Raw genomic sequence first — 26,322 nt, forward strand, 5'->3', positions numbered from 1 at the left:
GTCAGATCGCTCCTGCGTCCTTGAGCTTGCCGACGAGTTCGGCAACCGATTTCACTTTCACGCCCGCCTGGCGCTTTGGCGGATCTTCCGTCTTGACCACCTTGAGGCGGGGCGACGGGTTGACGCCGAAGTCAGCAGGTGTCTTTTCATCAAGCGGCTTCTTCTTCGCCTTCATGATGTTGGGCAGCGAGGCATAGCGCGGCTGGTTCAGGCGAAGGTCCGTCGTGACGATGAGCGGCATCTTCATCTTGAGAGTCTGCAGGCCGCCATCGATTTCACGCGTGATGGTGGCTTCGCCCGCACCCGGCTCCAGCTTGGAGGTGGCGGTGGCCTGCGGCCAGCCCAGGAGTGCCGCCAGCATCTGGCCGGTCTGGTTGGCGTCGTCGTCGATCGCCTGCTTGCCGAGGATCACGATCTCCGGCTTCTCGGCCTCGACCAGACCCTTCAGGATCTTGGCGACCGACAGTGGCTCGACATAGTCGTCATGCTTGACGAGAATGGCGCGGTCGGCGCCCATGGCAAGTGCGGTCCGCAGGGTTTCTTGCGCCTGTGCCGGTCCGATGGTCACGGCAACCACTTCCGTGGCCTTGCCGGATTCCTTCAGGCGAACGGCTTCTTCGACGCCAATTTCGTCGAACGGGTTCATGGACATCTTGACGTTGGCGAGCTCGACGCCCGACCCATCCGCCTTGACGCGGATCTTCACGTTGTAATCAACGACGCGTTTGACCGCGACCAGGACTTTCATGGGGACTACCTCTCGGGAAAGGTCTTGAAAAAGTGGCCGGACCCTAGTTTCGGCGACCCCCCAAGTCAATTCCGCGAACGGCGTGGTTGGCCGGAATGCGACGTTTTGGCTATCTGCCGCACCGCCCGGGAAATTGATGAGCGCCGCTCAGGTCTTCAGCAGGGCCACAATGCGTTCCAGCGCCGGATCCGTGATGCCCAACGACGCGAGATGAGCATGGGTGTTGCGGACATAATCGAGATTGCGCCCGGAAATGCCTTCCCCTTGCCGGATCAGGGCCGCGATCTCGGAGTCGGCGAGGCCAGCCGCACACTGGTCGTGGGCGCGGTCAACCACATAGGTGAGCGCCTGCACGGTCTGGCCCTCCCGAAGACGCACGGGCTTGAAGACCTCCCGGTAAACCATCGTCACCTGCTCGCGCTTGCGCAGGTAGTCCCAGGTCGCGGGCCAATGTTCCTCCGCCACTTCGAAGGCCATGCCGATGCACGACCCGCCCCGGTCCAGCCCGAAGACGAGCCCGGGCTTTTCCGGCCGGCCCCGGTAGTGAAAGGAATAGACGCAGAGTTTGCGGTGAAACCCGGCGATGCGCGCCGGTGCCATGCGGCGGTAGGGAAACCCGGGGTTCCACATGAGCGAGCCGTATCCGAAGACCCAGTGGGTGGCAGCATCCGCCATGCCCCGGCAGGCCTCAGGTCTTGCGATCGGGCGTGCGGCCGAAATTGGGCGCCGCCGTATCCTGCCCCGCCGCGATGATGCCGCGCCGCACCTCCCGCGCCCTGGAGAAGAGATTGAACAACGTCTCGCCATCGCCCCAGCGGATGGCCCGTTGCAGCATCGACATTTCTTCCATGAAGCGTCCCAGCATCTCCAGCACCGCTTCCCGGTTGTTGAGGAAGACGTCGCGCCACATGGTGGGATCGGAGGCGGCGATGCGGGTCAGGTCCCGGAAGCCGCCCGCCGAAAACTTGATCACTTCCGACTGCGTCACCTTCTCCAGATCCGCGGCCGTCGCGACCGAATTATAGGCGATGAGATGCGGCAGGTGGCTGGTCATGGCCAGCACCAGGTCATGATGCTCGGCACCCATGATCTCGACATTCGATCCGAAACCGCGCCAGAAGGCTTCCAGCGCCGCGACCCTCTCCGGGGGCGTTCCGTCGACGGGCGTGAGGATACACCAGCGGTTCTGGAATAACTCTGCAAATCCCGAGCGCGGACCCGACTGCTCGGTCCCGGCAATGGGATGGCCGGGAACAAAGTAGGCGTGTGGCGGCACATGCGGGCCCACATCACGGATGATCGCACCCTTTACCGAGCCCACGTCGGTGATGATGGCGCCCGGTGCAACGGCATCCTTGATCGACGCCGCAAGGGCGGCACAGACGCCGACAGGCGCGCAGAGGATGATGAGATCAGCTCCCTTCACCGCATCTGCTGCCGAGGCGTGCAGCGTGTCGGCAAGTTTCAGTTCAGCAGCGGCCTTCAGCGTTTCCGCGCTCTTGGCATGGCCGCTGATGCTCATTGCCCCGCCATAGGCACGGATCGCGTGGGAGATCGAGGAGCCGATCAGGCCAAGGCCGAGGATGGCCACTTTTTCGAACGGCTTCGTCACGACATGAATTCCTTGAGGGCGGCGACAACGGCGCGGTTGGCCTCTTCGTCGCCCACCGACAGGCGGAGCGCACGGGGTAGCCCATAGGCCTCCATGCGCCGCGCGATAATCCCCCGGTCCTGCAGAAAGGCATCTGCCGCAGGTGCAGGCTTCGCATCCGGAAAATTGAGCAGCAGGAAATTGCCGACGCTGGGCGTGACGGTGATTCCGGAGTTTTCCGATTTCCGCCGCAAGCCAGGAAAGCCAGGTGCTGTTGTGGGCCACGGCTTTGTCCACAAAAGTCTGGTCTTCCATCGCGGCGACCCCCGCCAGGATCGCACCCGTCGTCACATTGAAGGGACCGCGGATCCGGTTCAGCACATCAACAACATGGGCCGGGCCGTAGAGCCAGCCGAGGCGCAAGGCCGCAAGGCCGAAGATCTTCGAGAACGTCCGGGTCATGACAACGTTCTCGTGCTCGCTGACGAGTGCGATGCCCGACTCATAATCGTTGGCCCGCACGAATTCCGCATAGGCTGCATCGAGGACCAGCAGCACATGAGCGGGCAGACCCGCATGCAGGCGCTTCACCTCGCTGAACGGAATGTAGGTGCCCGTCGGATTGTTCGGGTTGGCGATGAAAACCATGCGCGTGCGTGGCGTCACCGCGGCAAGGATGGCGTCCACATCGGTGGTCTGTTTCTGCTCCGGCGCCATCACCGCCTTCGCGCCGTTGGATGCAATGGCGATCGGGTAGACCAGGAAGCCATACTGGCTGTAGATCGCCTCGTCGCCTTCGCCGAGATAGGCGTGGGCGAGGAGTTGCAGCAACTCGTCGGAACCCGCGCCGCAGACAATCCGCTCGGCCGACAAACCGTAGCGTTGCGCGATGGCGCTGCGGAGCGCGGTGGCGCTGCCGTCGGGATAGCGTTCCAGCGTTGCGGCGGAGGCGCGATAGGCATCAACCGCCTTCGGGCTTGCGCCGAGCGGAGACTCGTTGGACGACAGCTTGTAAATCTTCGCTCCCCTGGCAGCGCTCTTGCCGGGCACATAGGGCTCAATGCCAAGGATGCCGGGGCGGGGTTGGGGCCGCCCGGGTGTTGCGGTTGTCATGTGATCTAAACCTCGATGGCGGACGCATAGCGCCCGGCGACCTTCAGGCCAAGCCCGGGATTGGAGCGCGCCAGCCCCACGAGCGGGCTTTCATGTTCGGAAAACCACCCCGCCAGGGCCGATAGGCGGTAGGGGCCGGATTTCAATTGCCAGAGCGGTTGCGGCGCAAAATCCCGCGGCAGATTGCCCTTGCTGATGATCAGCGTCTCGTCCTCGCCTGTCGGCTGTGCTGGCGACACACCGATCACCAGCAGCTTGGGCACGCCCTCTTCCTTGAGAGCAGGCAGGGCCGCAATCACCTGGGCGCGGCCGGCATGGCCGTGCACGAATGGGTCGACCCAGTCCGAGTCGGTTTCCACGATACACAGGTCGGCGGGGTTCGCATTCACCTGCATCATCGCCTGGCCGGCGTCGCGCCATTCCTCGACCGGAAAGCGCCCGAAATGATCACGGATGCGCAGGCGGTGACCCATGGCCTGTGCCGTCTTTCGCCCCACGTGGATAGCGACCTTCGCCTGCTTCAGTGTCGCCTCGCTGACGATGGCCCGCCAAAGACGCACCAGTAACTGCGGGTCGGTCTGGCTTCGCCGTGCGATCAGCCGTTTCAGGATTTGCATTTCGCGGCCTGGCCGGAGGGGCGAAGCAACGGCCTGCGGGTCGCCCGCTTTTGCCGCAATGACGCCGTCAACCAGGGCGATGCGCTTCTCCAGCAGGTCCAGCAGGGCATCATCGACGCCGTCGATGGCGCGGCGCACGTCGTCCAGATGGGGCGTGGAAGAGGGTTCGCTGGGGGCTGTCATCGGACCGATTCAATGTCTGAGCCAAAAGACATAACCCACGGTGCAGGCAGTGGGAACAGGCATTTCCTAGAATTCGGATGAAGTGCCGGGCACGCGCCCGAGAGGCTGCGGCGAGGGCAGCAGCACGGGCCGGAGCCGTGGCACAAGCCGGCGCACGCGCTTGCCGGAGGAGAAGGCATAGACCTGCTTCATCGCTTCCACGATCATCACGCCGCCAAAACGACCGAAAGCCCGCTTGCCGACCGTCTCCATGGCGGACGCCGCTTTCAGAATGGAGGGCGACCGCAACGGCGCCAGCATCAGAGCCTCCGATGACCACGTCACCGAAAACCGCGCTTCCTTCAAGAGCGCCAGCAACTGCCGCCGCGAAAAGGGCTGGCCATGGCCGAAGGGCGAGGCTTCCGAAGACGACCACAAGCCGCGCCGGTTGGGTACCACGAGGTAGACTTTACCTTGTGGCGCCAGCACACGCCAAACCTCCTGCAACATGTCGAGCGGGCTGTCGGAAAGTTCGAGCCCATGCACAACCACCGCATGATCAATCACGCTTTCGAGGAGCGGCAGGTCACCATCATCCACCAGAGCGGCGCGTGACGGCTCCCCTGCGGGCCAATGCAGCACACCCTGACGCGCCAGCATGAAGGACAGGGAAACTGCATCCTGCGGCATGGCGAGATCGAGATAGGGATGGGCAAAACCCAGTCCCATCACAGTTTGCCCGGCATGAACGGCAATGCGGGGCGCAAGGGTGCGGCTGATCAGCATCCGCGCCGACTGGCCGAGCGGCGTCTGGTAGAATTCGCGGAGATCGACCACGTCCATCGCCCCAATCTAGGGGCTGTGGCGAAAAAATGCAGCAGTCGGCTTTGCCGGATGGAAAACATGGTGTAGGCAGGCCACCATGTCCAATCTCGATGTCCACCAGTTCATTTGCCGCCAGGATAACTATGGCGTGCTCGTCCACGACAGCCGCACCGGCACCACGATTTCAGTTGATGCACCGGATGCAACCGCCATCACGGAACAATTGAAGAAGCGCGGCTGGCAGCTCACCCACATCCTCACGACGCATCACCACGAGGATCACGTCGCGGGCAACCTCGAACTGAAGGACGTCTTCGGCTGCCGCATCATCGGACCCGAGGCCGAGAAGGACAAGATCCCCGGCATTTCGCAAACAGTGAAGGGCGGCGACGTCCTGCAGCTGGCTCACCGCCCTGTGAAAGTCTTCGCCTGCCCCGGCCACACCCTCGGCCATGTGGCCTATCACTTCTCCGACGACTATCTTCTGTTTGCCGCCGATACGCTGTTTTCTCTGGGCTGTGGCCGCGTCTTCGAAGGCACGGCGGCGCAGATGTATGAGTCGGTCAACCAGTTCCGCACCCTGCAGGGCATGACCTCGGTCTACTGCGGCCACGAATATACCGAGGCCAATGCGAAGTTCGCGCTCACCATCGAGCCGGGCAATCGCGATCTGGTTCGCCGCGCTTTGGAAGTGAAGCAACTCCGCGAGCAGGGCAAGATGACCTGTCCCACGACCATCGGTGATGAGTTGCGGACCAATCCCTACCTGCGTTGCAACGCGCCGGAAATCCGCAAGGTGCTCGGCATGGAGTCTGCGACGGATGTTGAAGTCTTCGCCGAAATCCGCGAGCGCAAGAACAGGTTCTGACGGCAGGCCTCAGGTCTTCCGGAAGATCATGTCCTTGGCCGCGGTCAGTGCGCCTCCCATGATGAGGAGGCAAGCCACGCCGATGGACCAGTGGAAGGTGGCAAATCCTGCCAGCAACAACACCACCGTGGACAGCAGCGGTGCCGCATAGGACGACGCCCCGAGGACCATGGGATCGCCATGCTTCATGCCGAAGTCCCAGGCATAGAAGGCAGCTCCCACTGGCAGGAGTCCAAGCCCCAGGATCGCCAGCCACTGCTGTCCGCTGAGCGGCCACACCGTCGTCTCCAGAAGCATGTGTGCCGAGAGCGCAACGATCCCCGTGGCAATGCAGAAGCCCGCAACGATGTCCGAGGGGATTTTGCCATAGCGCCGGATCGATACCGAATAGGCCGCCCAGAACATGGCATAGGGCAGCGCAATCATGTGGCCCAATTGCAGGCCGTTTGAGAGTCCGATGCCCTGCCCCTTGCTCACCACCAGATAGGCGCCGAGAAGCCCGAGGGCAGCGCCTGCGAGATGATGCGTCTTCAGTTTCTCGCCCGGAAGGAACCCGGCAAAGAGCACGATGAAGAGCGGCCACAGATAGGCGATGAGGCTGACCTCCACCACAGGCGCATTCTGCACCGCCATGAAATAGAGGAAATGCGAGCCGAACAGTCCCGCCACATTATGCAGCCACACCCCCGGCGGATGTTGCAGCAGAACGCGCGCCGCCCCCGGCCTGAACGGCCAGCTCAGCACCCCGACAAGGCCACCGATCAGGAAACTCATTCCCGTGAGTTGCAGGGGCGGAATGGCATCGGCGAGCTTCGAGAAGAAGGCAAGAAGCCCCCACATCAGCACGGCCGTGAAGCCGATCATTGTTGCCGTTGTCTTGTTCATGCCATGGAACCGCTCAAACCCGCCCGTTTCCTTTTCCGTTCGAGCCATTGCCCCCCGAAGATCGAGATGATGACGGCAGCGATGATGACGGCGCCACCCATGAACGAGGACCGTTCCGGCTGCTCGCCCACAAAGAGCCAGGGCCACAGCGGATTGAGCACCGCATCCAGCATGGCAATGAGCGCCAGCGTCACGGCGGGAACGGAGCGCGCTCCCTTGATGTAGAAAATGAGAGGGATCGACAGCTGCAATGGTCCCATCAGGGCAAGCAGCAACACTTCGCGAAGGCCCACATTGAAGCCACCGCCCGGCCGCACGTCGAGCCCCATGACATAGGGAACCACAAAACCCAGGATGCCCGCGGCAAAAAATGAGAGAAATCCGCCCGCGCAGATGGCAGGCGTCATGTCGACGCCGCGATACCGGCGCAGGGCCAGCGTCTGCCCTGCAAATGTCATGGGCACGCAGATGGAAATGAGGATTCCCGTGAGGTTTCCTCCTTCCAGCTTTTCCCATGCGATGATGCCGACGCCCGCCATGGCCAGTGCCGCCGCAAGCCACGCCGCAAGGCCGGGCCGTTCACCGGTGACCCAGGGGCTGAGTAACCCCGTGAAGATCGGTGACGAGGCTCCGATGACCGAGATCGTCGCCGTACTGACGAGTGTGAGTGAGGTGACATAGAGCGTCGAGCCGAGGGCGAAGAATCCGGCTGAGAAACACAGGGCCACCAGCGGAATGACCCGGAAGCTGGACCACAGGTCCCGGCCATAGACCACCACCAGGTAACACAGCAGCACGACAGCCATCCAGAACCCGCGCCAGCAATTGAGCTGCCAGCCATCCAGTCCCGGCATGAGCCGCACGAACAACCCGGAGAGCGACCATCCCAGAGTGGCGAGCAGCACGAAGCCGATGCCCTGTCCGTAGGATTGACGCGCCGTTGATTCCATCTCTCGGCCATACCACGGGCTTGCGCCCGGATGTGACAGCAAAAGGCGTCATGCCTGCCGCCTGTTGCGGCGGGTTGTCTGGTCTCTCCTGCAATGTTAGCTGCCGGTTCATGACTCTTTCTGAACTGCCCGTCCATGAACTTGCGGCCCTGGCGACGGCTGTCTGCTGGGCAGCGACCAGCCTGATCGCTGCCGTACCTGCCGGCCATCTCGGTGCCGTCGCCTTCAGCCGATTGCGGCAGGTGTCCGTGGCGGCAATGCTTGCCGCCTTCGTCTTCGTGACGGGCCGGTGGCAGAACCTCTCTCACCATGACCTAGCCCTGCTCATGGCGTCGGGCGTGATCGGCATCTTCGTGGGTGATTCACTGTTGTTCACCGCACTGAACCGCCTGGGGCCGCGCCGCTCCAGCATCCTCTTTGCCCTCAATGCCCCCATGGCCGCGGTGCTCGGCTATGCCTTTCTCGGCGAGACCCTGTCGCCCCTTGCGGTGCTCGGCATTGCCGTATGCGTGGCAGGCGTCATGCTGGCGATCTTCTTCGGCAAGCGCGCGGGCAACACCCATGTCTTCGAGCAAGGCAAGGGGCCGCTCTGGATCGGCGTAGCGCTTGGTCTTGGTGCGGCGCTGGGCCAGGCCATTGGTTCGGTGATTGCCCGCCCCCTCATGGCAGGCGGGCTTGATCCTTTCGTCGCTTCCATGGTGCGGATCGGCGTGGCCGGCCTCTGCCTCAGCGGCTTCCTGCTTCTCCCCATTCCGACCATCCGGCAGAAAAACCCCCTGACGATGAAAGTTGCGCTGCTCACGGTGGGCAGCGGCGTGCTCGCCATGGGCGTCGGCATGACGTTGCTGCTCTATGCTTTCTCTGGCGGCAAGACCGGCATTGTCTCGACCCTTTCCGCCACCTCGCCGGCAATGGTGCTGCCACTGTTGTGGATCACCACAAAACAAAGGCCCGCCGCGGGCGCATGGCTCGGGGCGGGCCTTGTGATCTGCGGCATGGCGCTGCTTTTTGCAGGCCGCACCTAGACTTGTGCGTCAGGCACGGAGCTTGACGTTCTCCGGATCGTAAGGGCTTTCCGCCACCACCGTTGTCTTGAACATGGAACCGAGGATCTTGATTTCAAGTTCGGTGCCCAAGGCTGCGTGCTCCGGTTTCACCATGGCGAGAGCCAGTGACTTGTTCACTCGGAAGCCGAAGCCGCCATTGGTGGCGCGGCCCACGAGTTGGCCCTTGGCATAGACGGGTTCGGACCCGCGCACATCCGAGTCGCTGTCCTTGATGCCATGCACTTCCATGGTGACGAAGTTCCAGCCCAGTCCCTTTTCACGGCCCGCGACAAGCGCGTCCCGGCCAATGAACTGGCCCTTGTTGGGATGCACGAAACGATCCAGCGCCGACTCGTAGGCGGAATACTCGATGGAAAGTTCGCGCGGCACCAGCCGGTAGCTCTTTTCAATCGAGAGCGACGACATGGCCTTGATGCCATAGGGACGGATGCCGAATTCCTTGCCCGCCTCCATGAGGAGATCGAACAACGCAACCTGCTGCTCGATCGGATGATGGAACTCGTAACCCAGTTCGCCGACGAAGTTCACGCGCAGGCAGTGGCTGGACACGGGACCGACGCTGATCTGCTTGCCCGACAGCCACGGGAAGGCCTCGTTGGAAAGATCGGTCGAGGTGAGCTTCTGCAGGAGCTTGCGGGAATTGGGGCCCGCGATCACCAGCACCCCGAGGCGCGTCGTGATCGGGTTCAGCCTGACGGAACCGTCCGTGGGGCAGAGCTTGTGGAGATAGTCATGGTCGTGCCGCTCGTAGGCACCGGCCGAAACCAGGTAGAAGCGGCCCGGCTGCCATTCATAGACCGTGAATTCGGCGCGCACGCCGCCACGCGGTGTCAGCAGATGGCAGAGTGCGATGCGGCCCTGCTTCTTCGGGATCTTGTTGGCGAGGATCGATTCCAGCCATTCCCGCGCTTTAGGTCCCGACACTTCCATCTTGGCGAAGGCCGACATGTCCTGCAGGCCGACGCTGTCCATGACGGCACGGCACTCTTCGCCGACGAAACGGAAATAGTTGGAGCGGCGGAAGGACCACTTCTCCTTGATCTTGCCATCATCGGCGGCGGCACTGTGATTGTGGTTGGTGAGGACGTCGGGAGAATTGACCTCATCCTTCGACAGTCCATAACCCTTCGGCGCAAACCAGCCGGGACGTTCCCACCCGTAAACGGAGCCGAAGACAGCGCCCAGGTCCTTCATCCGGCCGTAGCATGGCGTGGTCTTGAGCGGACGGGCGGCAACCCGTTCTTCATCCGGATAGTGCGGCGTGAAGACGTTGGCGTAGGCTTCCTCGTTCTTGATCTTGAGGTAGCCGCGCGTGGCATAGGGGCCGAAGCGGCGCGGATCGACGCCCATCATGTCGATGGTGGGTTCGCCGTCCACGATCCATTCCGCCAACTGCCAGCCAGCACCGCCGGCGGCGGTGACACCGAAGGAATGACCCTCGTTCAGCCAGAAATTCTTGAGGCCCGGTGCCGGGCCGATGATCGGGTTGCCGTCAGGCGTATAGGCGATGGCGCCGTTGTACACCTTCTTGATGCCCACTTCACCGAAAGCCGGAACGCGCGTGATTGCCGTTTCGATGTGCGGGGCAAGACGGTCGAGGTCTTCCTGGAAGAGTTCGTACTCGCTCTCGTCGGAGGGACCGTCCATGTAGCAGCAGGGTGCGCCCTTCTCATACGGACCGAGCAGCAGGCCGCCGTTTTCCTCGCGCATGTACCATGAGGAGTCAGCTTCGCGCAGCACGCCCATTTCCGGCAGACCCTTGGCCTGGCGTTCGCGGATGGCAGGATGCGGCTCGGTGACGATGTACTGGTGCTCGACGGGAATGACCGGCACGTCGAGGCCCACCATGGCGCCCGTCTTGCGGGCGAAGTTGCCGGAACATGAAATCACATGTTCAGCGACGATCTCGCCCTTGTCGGTCGTGACGGTCCACTTGCCGTCGTCGCGCTGGGTGATCGCCGTCACAGTGGTGTTGCGGTAAATCTCTGCCCCACGCGAACGTGCACCCTTGGCCAGGGCCTGCGTCAGGTCGGCGGGCTGGATGTAGCCGTCGTCCGGATGCTGGATGGCGCCGAGGATGCCGTCGGTCTCGCACAGCGGCCAGATCTCCTTCACCTGCTCGGGCGTCAGGATGTTGACCTTGACGCCGATCGTTTCGGCAACACCGGCATAATACATGAACTCGTCCCAGCGGTCCTTGGTACGGGCGAGGCGGATGTTGGAGACCTTGCTGAAGCCGACGTGCTGGCCCGTTTCCTTCTCCAGTTCCTGATAGAAGCGGACCGAGTATTTGTGGATCTGCCCCACCGAGTAGGACAGATTGAAGAGCGGCAACAGTCCCGCGGCATGCCAGGTGGACCCCGACGTCAACTCCTTGCGCTCAATCAGCACAACGTCGCTCCAGCCCTTCTTGGCCAGATGGTAAAGGGTGGACACACCGACGACACCGCCGCCGATCACCACTGCACGCGCTTCTGTCTTCATGGAAAAACCTGCTCTCGAGATCCGGGATAATGACTCAACACCTAAGTGAGAAAAACTCAACAGGCGTGAAGGCCAGCGACAGCGCCTTGGCGGATTGCGACACGCGTCTCTTAGCCGCTGAAGCCACCTGACTTGAGGAAAGCCACCTCCTCCGGGCGCGACGGGCGGCCCAGCACCGCATTGCGGTGTGGAAAACGGCCAAAGCGCGCGATGATGTCGCGGTGCACCTTGGCCCAGCGGACCATCTCGCCCTGTCCCATCACGGTAAACAGGCTGACGGCCCGTTCCTGGCAATCCAGGTCCTCGGCATGCTCGAAGGGCATCACGAACCACATGGCCAGCGGTGGCGGCATGGATTGGTGATCACCACGCGCGACCGACGCCTTGGCCACCGCCAGCGCCCTGGCATCACCCGCGAAGGCCAGCGCCGAATTGCGGTGGATGTTGCGCGACACCTGGTCCAGGAGAAGGACAAGGCCAAGCGACCCCCGCGCCGTCGCCGTCCAATGGTCGAAGGTCCCTAACCGCGCTTCGCGCAGGCTGACTCCGAATCGTACGGAAAGCATTCCGTCGAACACGGCATCCTTGGTGAACCAGCGGCTTTCCCCCGCCTCCAGCCAGACGGCAATCAATTCATCCGGAGTCATGGCAGACCTCCCCTCAGGACGTACGCGGCCGAAGTTCCATGTGACGGCAGATGAAGGCCGCGAGACCGGTGACATCATCGCGGTCGAACACGGGAACGGCAGCGCCTTGCACCGCTCCGTTGGCAGCGACCGCAACGACGGTCGGATCGTCGCCCGCCAGCAACGGGTGGTCAAGTGCGAGATTGCGTACCTCGATCTTGTCATGATGATCGCGCTTGTAGCCCTCCACGATGACGAGATCGCAGGGCTTCAGGCGCGCCAGCACCTCTTCCAAAGACGGCGGTTCCTGCCCGCGCAATTCATGGATGATGGCCGTGCGGTCACGGCTGATGACGGCAACTTCCGTGGCTCCCGCCCTGCGGTGGCGGAAAGAGTCGCGGCCCTCGTGATCGATGTCGAAGGAATGATGGGCATGCTTGACCGTCGACACGCGATAGCCCTGCTCGGTCAGGATACGGACAAGACGTTCGACGAGGGTTGTCTTGCCCGAGTTCTTGAATCCGGCAACGCCGATCACCTTCTGGCTCATGACATGCAATCCTCTCCGGCGGGCGGCGCCCTCACCCATGACATTCCGTGAAGCATCTATCACAAACCATTGATTGATCACGCCGCACCTTTTGTCCTACCCACAGGCGTCATCGGAGACATCTCGTGCCCCACGCACCCCAGGTCAGACATCCGGCGGTGCAGCTTGCGATCGCCCTTGCCGTCAGCGCGTCTGTTGGCGCCTTCGCCCACGAGGCAGGCATCGACCCGATGACGACGGTGTTCTGGCGCTGTTTCTTTGGCGCGGTCTTCCTGGGGTCGTGGTGTCTTGCATTCGGTTATCTCAAGCGCGACGCGCTCAAGCCGCGCAACCTGCTCCTCGCCATGCTTGCCGGAGCCTTCCTCGCCTTCTGCTGGGTCACGCTCTTCACGGCGTTCCGCATCACCTCCATCGCCACGGCCACGCTGGTCTTCCAGAGCTATCCGTTTCTCCTCGTGCTGGGCGGCGTGCTGGTGTGGCGTGACGCTCTCAGCCTTGATGAATTCTTCTGGATGGTCTTGGCCTTTGGTGGCGTGGCCCTGGCCAGCGGCGCCCTGGGAGCAAGCCACGCCGACAGCGGCAACTGGTTTCTCGGCACACTCCTCGCAGTGATCTCGGCTGCCGCCTATGTGGTGACCACCATGATCACCCGTGTCATCCGCAATCAGCGCCCTGAGGTGACGATGATGATGCAGGCCCTGACCGGAGCGCTGATCCTCGCCCTGCTGGCTGACTTTCACCAGACGCTCAGCCTGCGCTCCTGGGGCTGGCTTGTGGGCATGGGCGTAATCCACACCGGCGTGGTGATGGTCGCCATGTACGCCACCTTTCCGCTACTCCCCACACGCGTCATCGCCATCATGAACTTCGTCTATCCGGCCGTCGTGATCCTGATCGACTGGCTGGCCTACGACAGGCTGTTGTCGTCCCTGCAGTTTGTCGGCCTTGGCTTCATCTGTCTCGCAACGCTGGGGATGAACCTGAAGTGGCGCATCCTGCCTGCGCGGACGAAGCGCGCCTGATCAGACCAGTTGCTGCTCGGCCAAAGCCAGATCCCTCGGCGTGTTGAGATTGAGAAACGGATCGACAGGTTCCGTTTCCCATGTGGCGGCCGCTACATCGAACACGACGGCGAGGTCCATCACCCGCTGCATGGTGCGGGCGCGCAACAATTCATCCAGCTTGCCACCGATGGCGGACGACCAGAGCCCGGTGAGATGATGCACCTGCCCGCCGCTTGCCGCCACGGCAGCCCCCGTCTGCGCACCTGCGTCTGCAAGGCGCGCCACAAGGTTAAGGGGCAGGAATGGTGAATCCGACGGTACCGTGAGCACGGCGTCAAAACCCTCGCGCTGGCCAAGGCAGAGCACCGCATGCAGTCCGGCGAGCGGCGTTCCCGTGTCCAGCACGTCCGCCACCACACGCTTCCCGAAGTGGGCAAAGCGCGCCGCTTCTCCATTGGCGTTGATGACGACCTCATCCACCTGCGGCGCGATACGCGAGATCACCCGTTCAAGGAGCGTGATGCCGCCAAGCGTGACAAACGCCTTTTCCTGCCCACCCATGCGGCGCGACTGTCCGCCCGCGATGATCGCCCCCAGCACACGCATGCTCACACCACGGGCATGTGGGGATAGAGCCGGTTCGGCGGCAGCCAGACCGTCATGGCATCGCCCACCAGCACCTCTCCCTCGCGCTCCACCCAGGCAGTCACACCGCGTTTGTGCATGGCTGCGGGAACGACCTTGAACTGCACATCGGGATGATGCCGCGCCACCACCTCCGCGATCTGGCTGCAGGGGAGATTTTCCATGTCCACCACCAGCGTGGCCCCGGACGGAAACTGCAGGCGGGTGGAGGGCAGTAGCAGCGTGAAGTCCGCGATGCCCGAGACCACCATATTGGCCCCGAACCACGACGGATCAATCGCCGGAATGCCCAGCGCCTGTGCCGTCTCCTCCAGTTCTTCGACGGAAAGGATGGTCACCTGCCGGACGTTGCGGATGTCCGTGTTGCGCTTGTAGGTCTGCAGGGTCCGCGAGTCGGACTTGCGCGTCAGTCCCGCATGGCAATCGCCCTCGGGCCCATCGAAGCGCAGCAGGACCCTTTCCGTGGCCGACTTTTCAAACCCGCTCTGCCGCGAGGCGCGCTGCAAAAGCTGCTCCACGCGTCCGGGCCGGGGCAATTTGGTCAAGAGCGGCATATGGCGTCTCCTCGCCAATGCCACTATAGGAAGCCTCCATGGCCGACAACCCTGCCGATGGCGAAAGCATGCTCGACGTGACCGGACTGCTCTGCCCCCTGCCCGTCCTCAAGGCGCGCAAACGGCTGCAGGCCATGCCGGCGGGGGCCATCCTTCAGGTTGTCGCCACTGACCCCATGTCGATGATCGACATGCCGCACTTCTGCGCCGAGCAGGGCCATACGTTGCTGTCGCATGAACAGGCAGGACAGAACTTTCATTTCAGGATCAAACGCAGATGACTTTCGATTTTGGCGCTTTCAACAACTGGGGAACACTGAAGGCCGTCGCGGTGCGCAATCCCGCCCGGGCCTTCAAGTCCGATGCAAAGATCGATGCCGAGTGGAAGGACTTGAACTTCCACTCCCGCCCGGACCTCGCCAAGGCCTTGAAGGAATTTGAAGCCGTCGAAAAAATTCTCGCCGCGACCGGTGCTGAGGTGATCCAGCTTCCCGATGGTCCGGGCCTCACGCTTGACTCACTTTATACGCATGACGCCCTCGTCGTGACGCCGAACGGTCTCGTCAAACCCCGCATGGGCAAGTCGCAGCGCCGCCAGGAGGCCGACGTGAACGGAGCCTATCTGGAAAGCCTCGGATATCCCATCGCTGGTGAAATCGGCGGCGACGGCAAGCTGGAGGGCGGCGACCTCGTCTGGCTCGACCGCCACACCCTGATTGCGGGCGTGGGCTATCGCACCAACATCGAAGGCGTGATGCAGTTGCAGGAATTGGCGGGTGGCGATGTGGAGGTCCTCTGGTTCGACATGCCGCACTACAAGGGCCGGACCGATGTCTTCCATCTCATGTCGGTATTGAGCCCGCTCGACCATGATCTCGCGGTTGTCTATCTGCCGCTCATGCCGGTGCGTCTGGTGGAATTGCTGGAGCACCGGGGTGTGCGGTTCGTCCATGTGCCGGACGAAGAGTTTGACAGCATGGGCTGCAACGTCCTCGCGCTGGGCCCGCGCCACGCCATGATGGTGGATGGAAATCCCGAGACGCACCACCGCATGCGCGAGGCGGGCGTGAAGGTCGAAGTCATCAGCGGCAGCGATATCTGCCGCAAGGGCGAAGGCGGACCCACCTGCATGACGCGTCCGCTCATTCGCGGCTGAGAAGCTAGAACAGCGCTTTCACTTTTTCCGCAAAACCGACGGTGACGCTGCCGTCATCATGCTCGATCAGGGGCCGCCGGATGAGTGACGGATGTCTCACCGCAAGCGCCACGGCCTTGGCCTCCGTCAGGTTTTCAATGTCGGACTTCGGGAGGCCACGCCAGGTATAGCCGGCCCGATTGATCATCTTCTCCCATCCGCCCAAGGCCTTCGACCAGCCGGCGACCTGGTCTATCGTGGGCGGTGACACACTGTGGTCGGTGAAGACCACTTGAACCTTCTTCGCCGCCAGATGGTCGAGCGCTTTCTGGCAGGTGGAACACTTCTTCAATCCATAGGCTTTCATCGGCTTGGCCTTCACGACAGCGAGAGAGTCTTGTCCGTTGTACTTGCGCCACCTGTCAACGGATCAGTGAAGGCCCGGAACAATTCTTCGATCGCCGCCTTGTCGATGTCCTTCACGATGAACACGAGACGTGTCTGTGGAAGTCCGTCAGGCCAGCCTTCAAGGCGCACAGGAGGATGCAGCACATGCTGCACGCCATGCAGCACAACTGGACGGTCGGGTTCGTCGCTGAGCTTCACGATTCCTTTCAGGCGGAGCAGCTTCGGCCCGTGATAGGAGGTCAGCAATTCGAGGAACAATTCAAGTGCCTGGGGGCTGATGGGATTGTCGTCGGTAAAGGCAAAGGACCGGATGCTGTCATCGTGCCGGGACGCATCGTGATGGTGATGACCCTCACCGTGGCCACCATGCTGGTGACGGTGCGCAGCACGCTCCGCCTTCTGCACGGCCTCCAGTGACAACCAGTTCTGGACGTCGGCTGATTTTCTCGCAGGATCATAAAGGCCGGCATTGAACAGTCGTTCGGCCGTCGCTTCGCCCCGATGCGTGGTCAACAGGCGTGCCCCCGGCGCGAGCTTGCGCACCTTGGCGATGATGGCGAAGAGCATGTCCTCGCCTTCCTTGCCCTCGAGCAGGTCGAGCTTGGTGAGCACGACCCGGTCCGCCACGGCCACCTGCTTGACCGCTTCTGGATGTGCATCAAGCGTCGCCATGCCGTTGAAGCCATCGACCACCGTGATGACGCCCTCCAGCCGCAGGCGCGACACCAGCAGCGGGTCCATCATCAGCACATGAAGAATGGGAGCGGGATCCGCCAGACCCGTGGTCTCGATCACGATGCGGTCGAAGGCCTTGATCGTTCCTGCATCGCGGCGCGCCAGCAGGTCCGTCAGCGTGTCGATGAGATCGCCGCGGATGGTGCAACACAGGCAGCCCGACGACAGCTCAACGAGATTTTCATCCGACCTTTCCACCAGCAGATGGTCGATGCCCACATCCCCGAATTCATTGATGATGACGCAGGCATTGGCGAGCATCGGATCCTTGAGCAGGACGTTGAGCAGTGTGGTCTTGCCCGAGCCGAGAAAGCCGGTGAGCACGGAAACGGGAATGGGTGTCGTCATGGCGTCATTTTTCCGGCAACAGGCCCGAGATGACAAGAGCCGCAAAGACCATTGCCCCTCCGATCCATTGGTTGATCGACATCGCCTCTCCCAGAATGAAGACGGCGAGCATGGTGGAGACGATGGGCTCCAGATTGAAATAGGGAGCGACCACCGACGACGGGGCGGCCCGCACCGACGACATGTGGAGGAAGTAGCCGCCGACATACGCCACCGAGACGAGGGCCACAGCCAGAAACGCGAGACTCCCCGTGAGTGCCTGGCCGTCGATCAGCCGCAAGGTATTGCCGCCGAAGCCAAGCGCGAGGCAAAGCATGATCGGCCAGATGGCGATATGCACGAGACTGCCGAATGCAGCGGGCGTCAGGTGCCGCGACAGCATGCGCCCCGAAAAGAACTGCATCATGCAGCCCACGGCGCCGAGAAACGCCAGCACCAGACCCAGCACACTGACCTGGTCGAAGGCCGGTCCCACCGAAACCGCGAGCCCGGAAAAGCCGAGAAGCGCCACACCAAGGCGTGCGAATCCCGGTACCCGGCCTTCGGCCAGGGGTGCCGCCAGAAGAATGAGCACAGGAAAAAGGTAGAAGATGATGACCGAAAGCGTGACCGGCAAGAACTGCACCGAGGCGAGATAGCAGGCAGACACCATGAGCGTCGCGAGACACTGGTACAGGAAACTTGGCCATGCTTCGGCACGGATGCGAAAGCTTTCCCCGCGCACCACGGCCACGATGGCGAGCACCACGGCGACGGTGGAGGTTCGGTAGAAGACATTTTCGAGCGCAGGTACGCCATTGAGGAAGGCGAGTCGCGCGAAGTTCGGTACTGCCCCGTAGATCGTCGCCGCGCCCAGAGCCAGCAACACACCCGTCAGATGAGATGGCTTCATGGGATCAGTGGCCGACGCGCCGTTTCAGGAGCTTCCGGGTCGGGCTGTTCGGCTGCGTGCCATCGGAACCCTGCTCGATCGGCGCCTGAGTCGCTTGCGCCGCCTTGCGCGCCTTGGCGATGGTCGCCATCTTGTCCATCAATACGGCCGGCAGCACGTCGCAGTGCGCGCCATCGAGCTTGTAGGCAGAGCACACATTGACGCTCTGCATCTGGTCGAGGCCCCAGATCACCGGAAGGAAACCTGCCCCGTCGGGCATCTGGATGATGCCGGCACGTCCGCCTGCGGACAATCCGGCGGGGCTCAGGGCCCGGCCACGAAGCGCCATCTGCGCCTTGTCGGCGCTGTCATAGGTGCCGAAGGACGCAGCCCAGCCTGCCAGCTCCGCGCCGTCCTGGACAGTCACGGGAGGCTTGCTGCGGCAGACGGTGCCCGTCATGTCCACCGGAACGATGGCGCCCTGCGGCAGGTTGTTGACGTCGGCAATCTTGCGGCGCGGTGCCGCCGGCATGTCAAAGCCCGCGTTCAGCATGGCCTTGGCCGCAGCCGCGCGCGCCGCGCTGTTGCGCATGCCCATCACCACGGCGATGAGACGGCGGCCATCCCTGCTGGCGGAGGCAACGAGGTTGAACCCGGAGGCGCAGACAAATCCCGTCTTCATGCCGTCCGCCTCCGGCATGGTGCGGATGAGGATGTTGCGGTTGGGCAGCCGGCGCTTGCCGACCTCCAGATACTGCTGCACGAAATATTTCTGGTACTCCGGAAACTCATTGATGATGACCGCCGCCAGAACCGCGAGGTCGCGCGCGCTGGACACATGACGCGCATCAAAGAGGCCGTTGGGATTCATGAAGTGAGAGGCCGTCAGTCCCAAGCGCCGTGCCGTTGCATTCATCTCATCTGCAAAGGCGGCAATCGAACCGTCAGCACCTTCGGCCAGCACATAGGCCATATCATTGGCCGAATAGACAAGCAGCGCCTGAAGGGCGAAATCGACTGTTACGGTCTTGCCCGTTGGCACGCCGATCTTGCTCGGCTCCTGCGAATGGGCAAGCTCGGACACGACAAGCGCCTGGTCCGGCTTCAGAAGTCCCGACCGCAGCTTGTGGAAGATGATGTAACTGGTCATCAGCTTGGTGAGCGATGCGGGATAGAACGGTTCTCCCGCCCGTTCCTCCATCAGAACTTCGCCTGACCGTGCATCGATGAGGATGGAAGGACCCCGCGGCTCCGGCTTTACGGGTTTTGCCTTCTTCGCGGCCTTCCCGGGGGCGGCAATGGTGGCGGCGGGTTTATCTTTTCCGGACGGTGTGGCCTGTTCCGTCTGAACAGCATCGTCGTCACCTGCGTCGGCATCGCTTTCCTGGGCCGCCACGGGCGCGCCGAGGAGCAGGAGAGACAGAAGAACGAACAACAACTTCTTCACGTGCAACACACCCCGGTTATGGCAGTGAATGCCTCGATTGCCAAACCCGCCACAGGCAACGGATCTACCGAACCTGGAGGATGAGGCGGATCAGGAACTGGTGCCCGTGGAGGGACTTGAACCCCCACACCTCTCGGTAGCGGATTTTGAGTCCGCCGCGTCTACCATTCCACCACACGGGCTTGCGCGGGGCCACGTCTAGAGCGCGGGCCCTTGCGCCGTCAACCGGAAAGGGGCTTAACGATTCCCATGATCCTCATCACGCCTTCGATCATCATTGACCCCGCGGATTTGCGCTGGAACTTCATGCGCGCTTCGGGTCCGGGCGGACAGAACGTCAACAAGGTCGCGACGGCGGCGGAACTTCGTTTCAACATCGAGACAGCAAGCCTTCCTGACGAAGTGCGGGCACGCCTGCGCATGTTGGCGGGGCGGCAACTCGCGCAATCCGGCGACCTCGTCATCACCGCACAGCAATACCGGTCGCAGGAACGCAACCGGGAAGATGCCCTTCAGAAGCTGATAACCCTGATCCGCAAGGCCGCGGTGCGGCCGCGCAAACGTATTGCAACAAGGGCGACAAAGGCGTCAAAGCTGCGCCGGCTCGAATCAAAGTCGCGGCGCTCGGACGTCAAGTCGAAACGCCGCGTCAAACCCGGATTGGATGACTGACGGCATGCTGCGCGCACTCTACGACTGGACGCTTTCGCTCGCGGCTCGAAAGTCGGCAGAACGCTGGCTTGCTGTCATCGCCTTCGTGGAGAGCTCCATCTTCCTCGTCCCGGCAGACGTGCTGTTCCTGCCCATGTCGCTGGCGAAACCCGCCCGCGCCTACCGCTATGCCCTGGTCGCCACGCTCGCCTCCACACTGGGGGGCATCGCCGGCTATGCACTTGGCTACTTCGCCTATGAAGCAATCGCCAAGCCCATCCTGCTGTTCTACGGAAAGCTCGAAAGCTTTGAAGCCCTCAAGGCCTGCGCGAGCGAAGACACCCTCGTGCTCCTGCTCGTGACATCGGGGTTGGCGCACCTGCCGCCCATCAAGGTCGTCACCATCCTTGCGGGGGTGGCACAGGTCAGCTTCGTATTCTTCCTGCTTTCCTGCATCATCGCCCGCGGGGCCCGGTTCTTCGCGCTGGCCTGGGCGCTGCAGCGCTATGGCGAGACGATCAAGACATTCATCGAAAAGCGGCTGGGCCTGCTTGCAGGTATTGCTGCGGCGCTATTGATTGGACTCTATCTCGCCGTGAAGTATCTTGCCGCTTCTGGAACCCCCGCATGCTGAACCTGTCGCCGCGCACCACAAGCCTCCTCATCGCCGTCATCGCCTTCATCATCATCGCAGGGGCGTGGATCTTCGAGTACTACGGCTACGCACCGTGCGAACTTTGCCTTTTGCAGCGCTGGCCCTATTACATCGGCATTCCCGTGGCCCTTTTGATGGCGGCCTGGAACCCGGCCTGGATCCGCGGTGCCCTGTGGCTCATGACAGTCTGGTGGCTGGGCAGCGCCATTTTCGGCGCCTATCATTCGGGTGTTGAATGGGGATGGTGGCAGGGGCCCGTCACCTGCTCCGGCGGAGATGTGAATTTTGGCGACGGACTTCCCGACCTGAACAAGATGGCCGTGCGTTGCAATGAGGCCGCGCTCCGCATCCTCGGCCTGTCGCTGGCGGGATGGAATGCGATCGTCTCGCTGGTCTTGTCGCTGCTGGCCATGCGCGGCGCGCGGCGCTGACGTTTCGCGCGATCAGGGGTCCAGTTCCGTATCCCAGTAAAGGTAATCCATCCAGCTCTGGTGCAGATAGTTCGGCGGGAAAAGCCTGCCGTTGGCGTGCAGGTCGTTCACGCTGGGACAATGCGGCTTGTGGGCCGGGAACATGTGCGCCTCCTGCGGCAGCAACCCGCCCTTGGCGAGATTGCAGCCCGCGCATGCCGCGACCACGTTGTCCCATGTCGTCTGTCCGCCCTTGGAACGCGGGATCACATGATCGAAAGTAAGATCGTCCGACGACCCGCAGTACTGACATTGGAAGCGGTCCCGCAGGAAGACATTGAACCGGGTGAAGGCAGGCGTACGCGACGGCTTCACATAGGTCTTGAGCGAGACGACCGACGGCAGGCGGAATTCCATCGAAGGACTGCGCACCACCCGGTCATATTCGGAGACGATGTTGACCCGCTCCATGAACACGGCTTTCAGCGCGTCCTGCCAACTCCACAGGGACAAGGGATAGTAGCTCAATGGCCGGTAATCGGCATTGAGGACAAGGGCAGGACAGGCTTCCGGCGCAATCGGCGCGTGATACACGTGTCTCTCCACCGCTGGAACTCCAGCAACGCCTACTATATCTGGTGCGACAGCCGTGTGAAGGGGGTCGATCGGCCCCACCTATTTGGCCTGCCCCAGGCCCTTAAGACCCCGGTAGTGCGACCACAACAGGCGCGCCGCAACGGCCCGCCAGGGGGAAAACCGGCTGCCCATGATCCGCATGGTCTTCTCTGACAGCGGTTCGCCCAGGCTGAACAGATGGGTTGCCGCCTGCCGCAGTGCAAGATCGCCCGCAGGCCACACATCAGCGCGCTGAAGGGCAACCAGGAGGTAAATGTCGGCAGTCCAGGGCCCGACCCCGGGAAGTGCCACCAGACGTGCCCGCGCCTCGTCGTCCGGCAAGGTGGTCAGGCCGGAGATATAGTCGGGGTCAGATAGCAGGCGGGCCGCAATACCGTGAAAACTGCGGGCCTTCGCGCCCGACAGGCCCAGCCTCATCAACTCGTCGACGGGACATGCGAGGACTGCGTCGCTGGAAAAGGGCGACAGGCGCGCCTCGATCCTGAGCCAGATGGCGTGCGCTGCCCTGAGCGACAAGAATTGTTCCGTGACGATGTTCAGCAATGTCGCCGTTCCCGGCGGCATGGCCCGCACTGAGGGAAACCCATGGCGCAGAACGACGTCGCCAAAGCACGGGTCCAGAGCACAGAGATGGCGAACCCCCTCGGCCAGGAGGTCGTCCGTCAGTAGGGATGGGCGCAGCGCTTCCATCGGAAGGATTTGACGGAACGGCGCGGGCTTCGCAAGAAGGTGGCATGGTTCATCCCGTCTTCCGCTTTGCGCCCAGTCCCAATGGCAAGCTTCACCTCGGCCATGCCTACTCCGCGCTCCTCAATGAGCGCATGGCAAGGGAAGCGGGAGGCCGGCTACTGGTGCGCATAGAAGACATCGACAAGGAACGCTGCACGCCCACCCATGTACAGGCAGCCCTGCAAGACTTGCACTGGCTGGGCCTCGATTTTGAAGAAGACGTGCTGTTCCAGAGCAAGCGCATGGCCGACTATCGCGACGCCGTCGCGCGTCTCATGGAGATGGGACTCCTCTACGTCTGCACCTGCTCGCGAAAGACCTTGGCCGATCACGCCAGCGAGCACCCGGCCCTGCGCCACGATCCCGAAGGCCAGTTGCTCTACCCCGGGACGTGCCGCCGGATCGCTCACATGTTCAGCAGCGACTCCGCCTTGCGCCTGATGATGGATGAAGCGTTGCGCCGCGCAGGGCAGGCCGCCGGTGGTGAGCCGTTGTCGTGGATCGAGAAGGGAGTGCGCGAACTTGCTTCTCCCGCACTGTGGGGCGACGTGATCATCGCGCGCAGAGGCATCGGCACAAGCTATCATCTGTCCGTGGTGGTGGACGACGCGTTCCAGGGCATCACGGACATCGTGCGCGGCGAAGACTTGCGCGAACAGACAGCCATTCATCGTGTCCTTCAGGTACTGCTTGGCCTGCCCGAGCCACGCTATCATCATCACCCGCTGATCCGCCATGAAAGTGGCCGCAAACTGGCAAAATCGAAAGGTGACACCAGCCTTGCGGATCTCCGGGAAGCTGGCGTCAGCCCCGGCGAAATTCGCCGCGACCTGGGTTTTGCCTGATCAGAAGTCTGACGTCAGGCCCTTCTTTTCCCAATCACCGAAGCGCGTGGGTTCCGGGCCCTTCGGCCCACCTTTTTCCGCTGGCAGGGACGCCTGCCGTGCCGCCTTCCGCCGCGCTTCGGCTTCGGCCAGCGCGCGTTCTGCTTCAGGTGTCAGCACTCTCTCGCTCATTCTTGCAAAGCTCCACGTTCCTCACCATTTAGGGCGGGAACCGCGGCGACAAAAGAGGCTGATCCCGTGAACATGATGAAGACCGGAATTCTGATGGCGGCGATGACCGCGTTGTTTCTCGCCATTGGCTATGCCCTGGGCCGGGAGACAGGCATGGTCATGGCGCTGGCTTTTGCCATAGCCACCAATGTCTTCGCCTACTGGAATGCCGACAAGATGGTGCTGCGCATGGCCGGTGCGCGGGAGGCAGGTCCATCCGATCTCCCCGAGTTTCATCGCCTCATCGGCCGTCTCGCCCGCAATGCGGGGCTGCCCATGCCGAAGGTCTATGTGATCGACTCCGGCCAGCCCAATGCCTTTGCCACGGGCCGGAACCCGGCCAATGCCGCAGTGGCCGCAACGACCGGTCTGCTCCGCACTCTCTCTCCCGATGAGATCGAAGGTGTGATGGCCCACGAACTGGCCCACGTGAAGAACCGCGACACATTGATCATGGCCATGACGGCGACGATTTCAGGTGCCATCGCCATGCTTGCCAACTTCGGTTTTCTTTTCGGTGGCCGCGACCGCAATGCACCGGGCGGTGCCGTGGGACAGATCCTGCTGATCATCCTTGCGCCGCTTGCCGCCATGATCGTGCAGATGGCGATCAGCCGGACGCGGGAATACGCGGCCGATCGCGGTGGCGCAGAAATTTCGGGCAAGCCCCTGGCGCTCGCCTCGGCCCTGCAGCGCATTTCCATGGCGGCGCAGGGTCTGCGCAACGATGAGGCGGAAAACAATCCCGCCATTGCCCATCTCTACATCATCAATCCCCTTTCCGGTCTGGGTCTGGACAATCTCTTCTCGACGCACCCGGCCACGGAATCGCGCATTGCCGCCCTTCAGGCCATGTCGCGGGAATCGGGCTTTTCAGCCGCGCTTGCCCGTGCGCCCGCCGAGCCGGAAGTCCGGCGCGGTCCCTGGGGATAACGTGACGCCGGCGTCCAGCCGTTAGCATTTCATTAACCATCTGGTCGGAAGCTTGCCTCCATTCCGCACGCAAGATTGGATCATGGCTGACCGCGTCACATCGCTGTTCAGGACGGTATTGCATCCCGTCCTGTCGACCTTGCGCCTTCACGCAGGACGTGAGCGCTTGCCCGTCTCGCTGCACCATGCCGTTCCCGCCGTCCAGCTGAGCGGAGTCATCCTCGCGCGTCCCACTTCAGCCAGCACGTGCGTCGCCGAAGCCATGTATGGCGGTGTCTATGCCTTCGCCGGCACCAGTATCACCGCACTGCCAGACACGGTCTTCTCTTCTGCATCTGCCTCAGCCTCCGCGGCCTGGAAGGCGGAACTGCGGCGGATGGATTGGCTGGCGAGCTTCCGCGCCAGCGCCCGGCCGCTCCATGGCTTGCTGGCATTGCGACTTCTTGCAGGATGGATGAAGCAGCCCCCGCCGCGCCAAAGCCGCGCCGGCCAGATCGCAACGCTGTTCAACCTCGCGGTGGATGCACCGGCCATTGCAGCCGCACAGAGCCCCGCTGCCGTTGCCCTTGCTGCCGCAGCCATCTTGCGGGCGCAGGTCCCGGTATTGCGCATGAGACCGGCAACGCCTGCTGAAGCCTTCGCCCGCGCGATGGCCCTTCTCGCGGCCCACCTCTCAACCCGCAGCAGTGACACCCACCGCCTTCGGATCATCACCGAGCTTGCGGAGGCCCTTGACGCATTGCTGCACAATGACGGCAGCCTGCGCAACGGCACCATCGACGACCTTGTGCAGTTGCAGGGCGAACTGGCAGCGGTGATGGAGGGGTTGGAACGGGCCGAGGACATCATCAGCCCGCAGCTTCTGTCCCTGCGCAACAGGATCAACGCCTATCTCTCAATGTTGAGCCGGACAGACGGCACTTTGGCCTTTGCAGAAGCCGCTGGCCTGAGAAGTCATGTCTCCCTGCATGCGCTGCGCGAGAGCGCGCTTGCCGCGGACGCAGGCCATGCCCGGCTGGTGGGGACGCAAACCCTGGCATTCCTCGCACTCTCCTCGCCCGGGCAGTCCGTGCCCCTGCGGATGGAAGTGACCGACGCGGGACGCCCTCTCCTCTGGCTGGAACAGGTCCAGGGTACGGGAGCAATGGACGGTCTGTCGTCCACTCTCATCTGCGCGGCAGGAGGATCGCTGGCCGAGGTGCAGGGACCTGTGGGCGAAGGCCAGCGCCAGCATCTTGCGATCTTCCTGTCGGGCGATGGCAGCGACCTGCGAGTCGAAGACGTTTCGCCGGGGCATGCTGCCGTCTCCTATCTCCTGCATGTACCCGAACAGACAAAACTTTCGACCACACATCACGGGACGGCAGCGATGATCGTTCCCGCGTCAGGTGCGGCCTGGCAGCTTCTGGTGCGCGCGGGGAGCGTGGAACTGGAATCTGGTTGCTTGCGCATTGTTGCAGAGGCCGGCAATCCCAATCCCTTGAACTTTGCCCTGAAGCGCGTGTCGCGGCAGGACCGTCCCGCAAGACCGGGAAAGCAGCGCGGACGGGAAAATGCCGCACCTCGCCTTCTCTGAAATTAGCGGTTCCGGTGACGGACGGCATTGGCTAAGAGGCGCGC

30 protein-coding genes, 1 tRNA gene and 1 pseudogene are annotated in these 26,322 nt (G+C 62.8%); 11 read left to right on the forward strand and 21 right to left on the reverse strand.

Annotated features, from left to right (window positions below):
• Position 1: 1 nt before the first annotated feature.
• The 6 genes and pseudogenes from IPM06_05905 to IPM06_05930 form a co-directional block, all read right to left on the reverse strand.
• On the reverse strand, positions 2-748 hold the full coding sequence (locus IPM06_05905; protein MBK8769949.1) for an electron transfer flavoprotein subunit beta/FixA family protein: 747 nt from the start codon (positions 746-748) through the stop codon (positions 2-4).
• Between the two features lie 147 nt (positions 749-895).
• A complete protein-coding gene (locus IPM06_05910) occupies positions 896-1,423 on the reverse strand; it encodes a gamma-glutamylcyclotransferase (GenBank protein ID MBK8769950.1) in 528 nt (175 codons plus the stop codon).
• Positions 1,424-1,436: 13 nt separating this feature from the next.
• On the reverse strand, positions 1,437-2,360 hold the full coding sequence (locus IPM06_05915) for a prephenate/arogenate dehydrogenase family protein (GenBank protein MBK8769951.1): 924 nt from the start codon (positions 2,358-2,360) through the stop codon (positions 1,437-1,439).
• Positions 2,357-3,452 (reverse strand): annotated as a pseudogene (locus IPM06_05920) (histidinol-phosphate transaminase). Before IPM06_05920 ends, IPM06_05915 begins: the two are co-directional and overlap by 4 nt.
• Before the next feature lie 5 nt (positions 3,453-3,457).
• Positions 3,458-4,252: a chorismate mutase gene (locus IPM06_05925; protein MBK8769952.1), complete on the reverse strand. Its 795-nt coding sequence runs from the start codon at positions 4,250-4,252 to the stop codon at positions 3,458-3,460.
• 66 nt (positions 4,253-4,318) lie between these two features.
• Entirely contained in the window at positions 4,319-5,068 is a 750-nt protein-coding gene (locus IPM06_05930) for a methyltransferase type 11 (GenBank protein MBK8769953.1), read from the reverse strand.
• Positions 5,069-5,153: 85 nt separating this feature from the next.
• On the opposite strand from IPM06_05930, the gene gloB reads away from it, so the two are divergent.
• Positions 5,154-5,924, forward strand: a complete 771-nt coding sequence (gloB, locus tag IPM06_05935) for a hydroxyacylglutathione hydrolase (GenBank protein MBK8769954.1) — start codon at positions 5,154-5,156, stop codon at positions 5,922-5,924.
• Positions 5,925-5,933: 9 nt separating this feature from the next.
• Here gloB and IPM06_05940 read toward each other — a convergent pair whose 3' ends face one another.
• Together IPM06_05940 and IPM06_05945 are read right to left on the reverse strand one after the other, a co-directional pair.
• Positions 5,934-6,809 (reverse strand): DMT family transporter, encoded by an 876-nt coding sequence (locus tag IPM06_05940; GenBank protein MBK8769955.1) that lies wholly within the window; start codon positions 6,807-6,809, stop codon positions 5,934-5,936.
• Positions 6,806-7,759: a DMT family transporter gene (locus tag IPM06_05945; protein MBK8769956.1), complete on the reverse strand. Its 954-nt coding sequence runs from the start codon at positions 7,757-7,759 to the stop codon at positions 6,806-6,808. The genes IPM06_05940 and IPM06_05945 overlap by 4 nt, the downstream gene beginning before the upstream one ends.
• A 125-nt stretch (positions 7,760-7,884) precedes the next feature.
• On the opposite strand from IPM06_05945, the gene IPM06_05950 reads away from it, so the two are divergent.
• Complete coding sequence (locus IPM06_05950) at positions 7,885-8,784, forward strand: DMT family transporter (protein MBK8769957.1); 900 nt, start codon at positions 7,885-7,887, stop codon at positions 8,782-8,784.
• A gap of 9 nt (positions 8,785-8,793) precedes the next feature.
• Here IPM06_05950 and IPM06_05955 read toward each other — a convergent pair whose 3' ends face one another.
• From IPM06_05955 to mobB, 3 genes are all read right to left on the reverse strand, one after another.
• The gene (locus tag IPM06_05955; GenBank protein ID MBK8769958.1) at positions 8,794-11,310 is read right to left on the reverse strand and encodes a GcvT family protein; all 2,517 of its coding nucleotides are present in this window, start codon (positions 11,308-11,310) and stop codon (positions 8,794-8,796) included.
• Between the two features lie 110 nt (positions 11,311-11,420).
• Positions 11,421-11,957, reverse strand: coding sequence for a DUF924 domain-containing protein (locus IPM06_05960; GenBank protein MBK8769959.1), 537 nt, complete (start codon positions 11,955-11,957; stop codon positions 11,421-11,423).
• A gap of 13 nt (positions 11,958-11,970) precedes the next feature.
• The gene (gene mobB, locus IPM06_05965; protein ID MBK8769960.1) at positions 11,971-12,486 is read right to left on the reverse strand and encodes a molybdopterin-guanine dinucleotide biosynthesis protein B; all 516 of its coding nucleotides are present in this window, start codon (positions 12,484-12,486) and stop codon (positions 11,971-11,973) included.
• 125 nt (positions 12,487-12,611) lie between these two features.
• On the opposite strand from mobB, the gene IPM06_05970 reads away from it, so the two are divergent.
• Positions 12,612-13,508, forward strand: coding sequence for a DMT family transporter (locus IPM06_05970; protein ID MBK8769961.1), 897 nt, complete (start codon positions 12,612-12,614; stop codon positions 13,506-13,508).
• Here IPM06_05970 and mobA read toward each other — a convergent pair whose 3' ends face one another.
• The gene (mobA, locus tag IPM06_05975; GenBank protein MBK8769962.1) at positions 13,509-14,096 is read right to left on the reverse strand and encodes a molybdenum cofactor guanylyltransferase; all 588 of its coding nucleotides are present in this window, start codon (positions 14,094-14,096) and stop codon (positions 13,509-13,511) included.
• A 2-nt stretch (positions 14,097-14,098) separates the two neighbouring features.
• Entirely contained in the window at positions 14,099-14,689 is a 591-nt protein-coding gene (locus IPM06_05980) for an MOSC domain-containing protein (GenBank protein ID MBK8769963.1), read from the reverse strand.
• A 38-nt stretch (positions 14,690-14,727) separates the two neighbouring features.
• On the opposite strand from IPM06_05980, the gene IPM06_05985 reads away from it, so the two are divergent.
• Positions 14,728-14,970 (forward strand): sulfurtransferase TusA family protein, encoded by a 243-nt coding sequence (locus tag IPM06_05985; GenBank protein MBK8769964.1) that lies wholly within the window; start codon positions 14,728-14,730, stop codon positions 14,968-14,970.
• Positions 14,967-15,845 carry an amidinotransferase gene (locus IPM06_05990; protein MBK8769965.1) on the forward strand — a complete coding sequence of 293 codons (879 nt, stop codon included), beginning with the start codon at positions 14,967-14,969 and terminating at the stop codon, positions 15,843-15,845. The genes IPM06_05985 and IPM06_05990 overlap by 4 nt, the downstream gene beginning before the upstream one ends.
• 4 nt (positions 15,846-15,849) lie before the next feature.
• Here the strand turns inward: IPM06_05990 and IPM06_05995 are convergent, their stop codons facing one another.
• The 5 genes from IPM06_05995 to IPM06_06015 all read right to left on the reverse strand — a co-directional run bounded on the left by IPM06_05995 (position 15,850) and on the right by IPM06_06015 (position 19,815).
• Positions 15,850-16,206 (reverse strand): Spx/MgsR family RNA polymerase-binding regulatory protein, encoded by a 357-nt coding sequence (locus IPM06_05995; GenBank protein ID MBK8769966.1) that lies wholly within the window; start codon positions 16,204-16,206, stop codon positions 15,850-15,852.
• Positions 16,203-17,315 (reverse strand): GTP-binding protein, encoded by a 1,113-nt coding sequence (locus IPM06_06000; protein ID MBK8769967.1) that lies wholly within the window; start codon positions 17,313-17,315, stop codon positions 16,203-16,205. Before IPM06_06000 ends, IPM06_05995 begins: the two co-directional genes overlap by 4 nt.
• A 4-nt stretch (positions 17,316-17,319) precedes the next feature.
• Positions 17,320-18,207: a DMT family transporter gene (locus IPM06_06005; protein ID MBK8769968.1), complete on the reverse strand. Its 888-nt coding sequence runs from the start codon at positions 18,205-18,207 to the stop codon at positions 17,320-17,322.
• A gap of 4 nt (positions 18,208-18,211) precedes the next feature.
• On the reverse strand, positions 18,212-19,633 hold the full coding sequence (locus IPM06_06010; protein ID MBK8769969.1) for a D-alanyl-D-alanine carboxypeptidase: 1,422 nt from the start codon (positions 19,631-19,633) through the stop codon (positions 18,212-18,214).
• Between the two features lie 98 nt (positions 19,634-19,731).
• Positions 19,732-19,815 (reverse strand) — tRNA-Leu (locus tag IPM06_06015).
• 67 nt (positions 19,816-19,882) lie between these two features.
• On the opposite strand from IPM06_06015, the gene arfB reads away from it, so the two are divergent.
• From arfB to IPM06_06030, 3 genes are read left to right on the forward strand one after another with little or no spacing between them, the layout of a single operon-like run.
• Positions 19,883-20,305 (forward strand): aminoacyl-tRNA hydrolase, encoded by a 423-nt coding sequence (gene arfB / locus IPM06_06020; GenBank protein MBK8769970.1) that lies wholly within the window; start codon positions 19,883-19,885, stop codon positions 20,303-20,305.
• 4 nt (positions 20,306-20,309) lie between these two features.
• On the forward strand, positions 20,310-20,918 hold the full coding sequence (locus tag IPM06_06025; GenBank protein MBK8769971.1) for a DedA family protein: 609 nt from the start codon (positions 20,310-20,312) through the stop codon (positions 20,916-20,918).
• Positions 20,912-21,370, forward strand: a complete 459-nt coding sequence (locus IPM06_06030) for a disulfide bond formation protein B (GenBank protein MBK8769972.1) — start codon at positions 20,912-20,914, stop codon at positions 21,368-21,370. The genes IPM06_06025 and IPM06_06030 overlap by 7 nt, the downstream gene beginning before the upstream one ends.
• 12 nt (positions 21,371-21,382) lie before the next feature.
• Here IPM06_06030 and IPM06_06035 read toward each other — a convergent pair whose 3' ends face one another.
• Both IPM06_06035 and IPM06_06040 read right to left on the reverse strand, forming a co-directional pair.
• Complete coding sequence (locus IPM06_06035) at positions 21,383-21,955, reverse strand: HNH endonuclease (GenBank protein MBK8769973.1); 573 nt, start codon at positions 21,953-21,955, stop codon at positions 21,383-21,385.
• 69 nt (positions 21,956-22,024) lie between these two features.
• Positions 22,025-22,528 carry a DNA-3-methyladenine glycosylase 2 family protein gene (locus tag IPM06_06040; GenBank protein ID MBK8769974.1) on the reverse strand — a complete coding sequence of 168 codons (504 nt, stop codon included), beginning with the start codon at positions 22,526-22,528 and terminating at the stop codon, positions 22,025-22,027.
• 191 nt (positions 22,529-22,719) lie between these two features.
• Between IPM06_06040 and gluQRS the strand changes: the two genes are divergently transcribed.
• Positions 22,720-23,559, forward strand: coding sequence for a tRNA glutamyl-Q(34) synthetase GluQRS (gluQRS, locus tag IPM06_06045; protein ID MBK8769975.1), 840 nt, complete (start codon positions 22,720-22,722; stop codon positions 23,557-23,559).
• Here the strand turns inward: gluQRS and IPM06_06050 are convergent, their stop codons facing one another.
• Entirely contained in the window at positions 23,560-23,730 is a 171-nt protein-coding gene (locus tag IPM06_06050) for a DUF1674 domain-containing protein (GenBank protein MBK8769976.1), read from the reverse strand.
• Positions 23,731-23,796: 66 nt separating this feature from the next.
• On the opposite strand from IPM06_06050, the gene htpX reads away from it, so the two are divergent.
• Together htpX and IPM06_06060 are read left to right on the forward strand one after the other, a co-directional pair.
• Positions 23,797-24,702 (forward strand): zinc metalloprotease HtpX, encoded by a 906-nt coding sequence (gene htpX / locus IPM06_06055; protein ID MBK8769977.1) that lies wholly within the window; start codon positions 23,797-23,799, stop codon positions 24,700-24,702.
• A gap of 82 nt (positions 24,703-24,784) precedes the next feature.
• Positions 24,785-26,278 (forward strand): hypothetical protein, encoded by a 1,494-nt coding sequence (locus IPM06_06060; GenBank protein ID MBK8769978.1) that lies wholly within the window; start codon positions 24,785-24,787, stop codon positions 26,276-26,278.
• The last annotated feature ends 44 nt before the right edge of the window (positions 26,279-26,322 follow it).

The sequence above is a fragment of the Hyphomicrobiales bacterium genome (assembly GCA_016710435.1).
In the GTDB taxonomy this organism is placed as follows: Bacteria; Pseudomonadota; Alphaproteobacteria; order Rhizobiales; family Aestuariivirgaceae; genus Aestuariivirga.

What these genes read in the sequence shown, in the direction of transcription:
- IPM06_05905 (MBK8769949.1), bottom strand. Translation starts at nt 748, where the DNA reads ATGAAAGTCCTGGTCGCGGTCAAACGCGTCGTTGATTACAACGTGAAG.
- IPM06_05910 (MBK8769950.1), bottom strand. Translation starts at nt 1,423, where the DNA reads ATGGCGGATGCTGCCACCCACTGGGTCTTCGGATACGGCTCGCTCATG.
- IPM06_05925 (MBK8769952.1), bottom strand. Translation starts at nt 4,252, where the DNA reads ATGACAGCCCCCAGCGAACCCTCTTCCACGCCCCATCTGGACGACGTG.
- gloB (MBK8769954.1), top strand. Translation starts at nt 5,154, where the DNA reads ATGTCCAATCTCGATGTCCACCAGTTCATTTGCCGCCAGGATAACTAT.
- IPM06_05940 (MBK8769955.1), bottom strand. Translation starts at nt 6,809, where the DNA reads ATGAACAAGACAACGGCAACAATGATCGGCTTCACGGCCGTGCTGATG.
- IPM06_05945 (MBK8769956.1), bottom strand. Translation starts at nt 7,759, where the DNA reads ATGGAATCAACGGCGCGTCAATCCTACGGACAGGGCATCGGCTTCGTG.
- IPM06_05955 (MBK8769958.1), bottom strand. Translation starts at nt 11,310, where the DNA reads ATGAAGACAGAAGCGCGTGCAGTGGTGATCGGCGGCGGTGTCGTCGGT.
- IPM06_05960 (MBK8769959.1), bottom strand. Translation starts at nt 11,957, where the DNA reads ATGACTCCGGATGAATTGATTGCCGTCTGGCTGGAGGCGGGGGAAAGC.
- mobB (MBK8769960.1), bottom strand. Translation starts at nt 12,486, where the DNA reads ATGAGCCAGAAGGTGATCGGCGTTGCCGGATTCAAGAACTCGGGCAAG.
- mobA (MBK8769962.1), bottom strand. Translation starts at nt 14,096, where the DNA reads ATGCGTGTGCTGGGGGCGATCATCGCGGGCGGACAGTCGCGCCGCATG.
- IPM06_05980 (MBK8769963.1), bottom strand. Translation starts at nt 14,689, where the DNA reads ATGCCGCTCTTGACCAAATTGCCCCGGCCCGGACGCGTGGAGCAGCTT.
- IPM06_05985 (MBK8769964.1), top strand. Translation starts at nt 14,728, where the DNA reads ATGGCCGACAACCCTGCCGATGGCGAAAGCATGCTCGACGTGACCGGA.
- IPM06_05990 (MBK8769965.1), top strand. Translation starts at nt 14,967, where the DNA reads ATGACTTTCGATTTTGGCGCTTTCAACAACTGGGGAACACTGAAGGCC.
- IPM06_06000 (MBK8769967.1), bottom strand. Translation starts at nt 17,315, where the DNA reads ATGACGACACCCATTCCCGTTTCCGTGCTCACCGGCTTTCTCGGCTCG.
- IPM06_06005 (MBK8769968.1), bottom strand. Translation starts at nt 18,207, where the DNA reads ATGAAGCCATCTCATCTGACGGGTGTGTTGCTGGCTCTGGGCGCGGCG.
- arfB (MBK8769970.1), top strand. Translation starts at nt 19,883, where the DNA reads ATGATCCTCATCACGCCTTCGATCATCATTGACCCCGCGGATTTGCGC.
- IPM06_06025 (MBK8769971.1), top strand. Translation starts at nt 20,310, where the DNA reads ATGCTGCGCGCACTCTACGACTGGACGCTTTCGCTCGCGGCTCGAAAG.
- IPM06_06030 (MBK8769972.1), top strand. Translation starts at nt 20,912, where the DNA reads ATGCTGAACCTGTCGCCGCGCACCACAAGCCTCCTCATCGCCGTCATC.
- gluQRS (MBK8769975.1), top strand. Translation starts at nt 22,720, where the DNA reads ATGGTTCATCCCGTCTTCCGCTTTGCGCCCAGTCCCAATGGCAAGCTT.
- IPM06_06050 (MBK8769976.1), bottom strand. Translation starts at nt 23,730, where the DNA reads ATGAGCGAGAGAGTGCTGACACCTGAAGCAGAACGCGCGCTGGCCGAA.
- IPM06_06060 (MBK8769978.1), top strand. Translation starts at nt 24,785, where the DNA reads ATGGCTGACCGCGTCACATCGCTGTTCAGGACGGTATTGCATCCCGTC.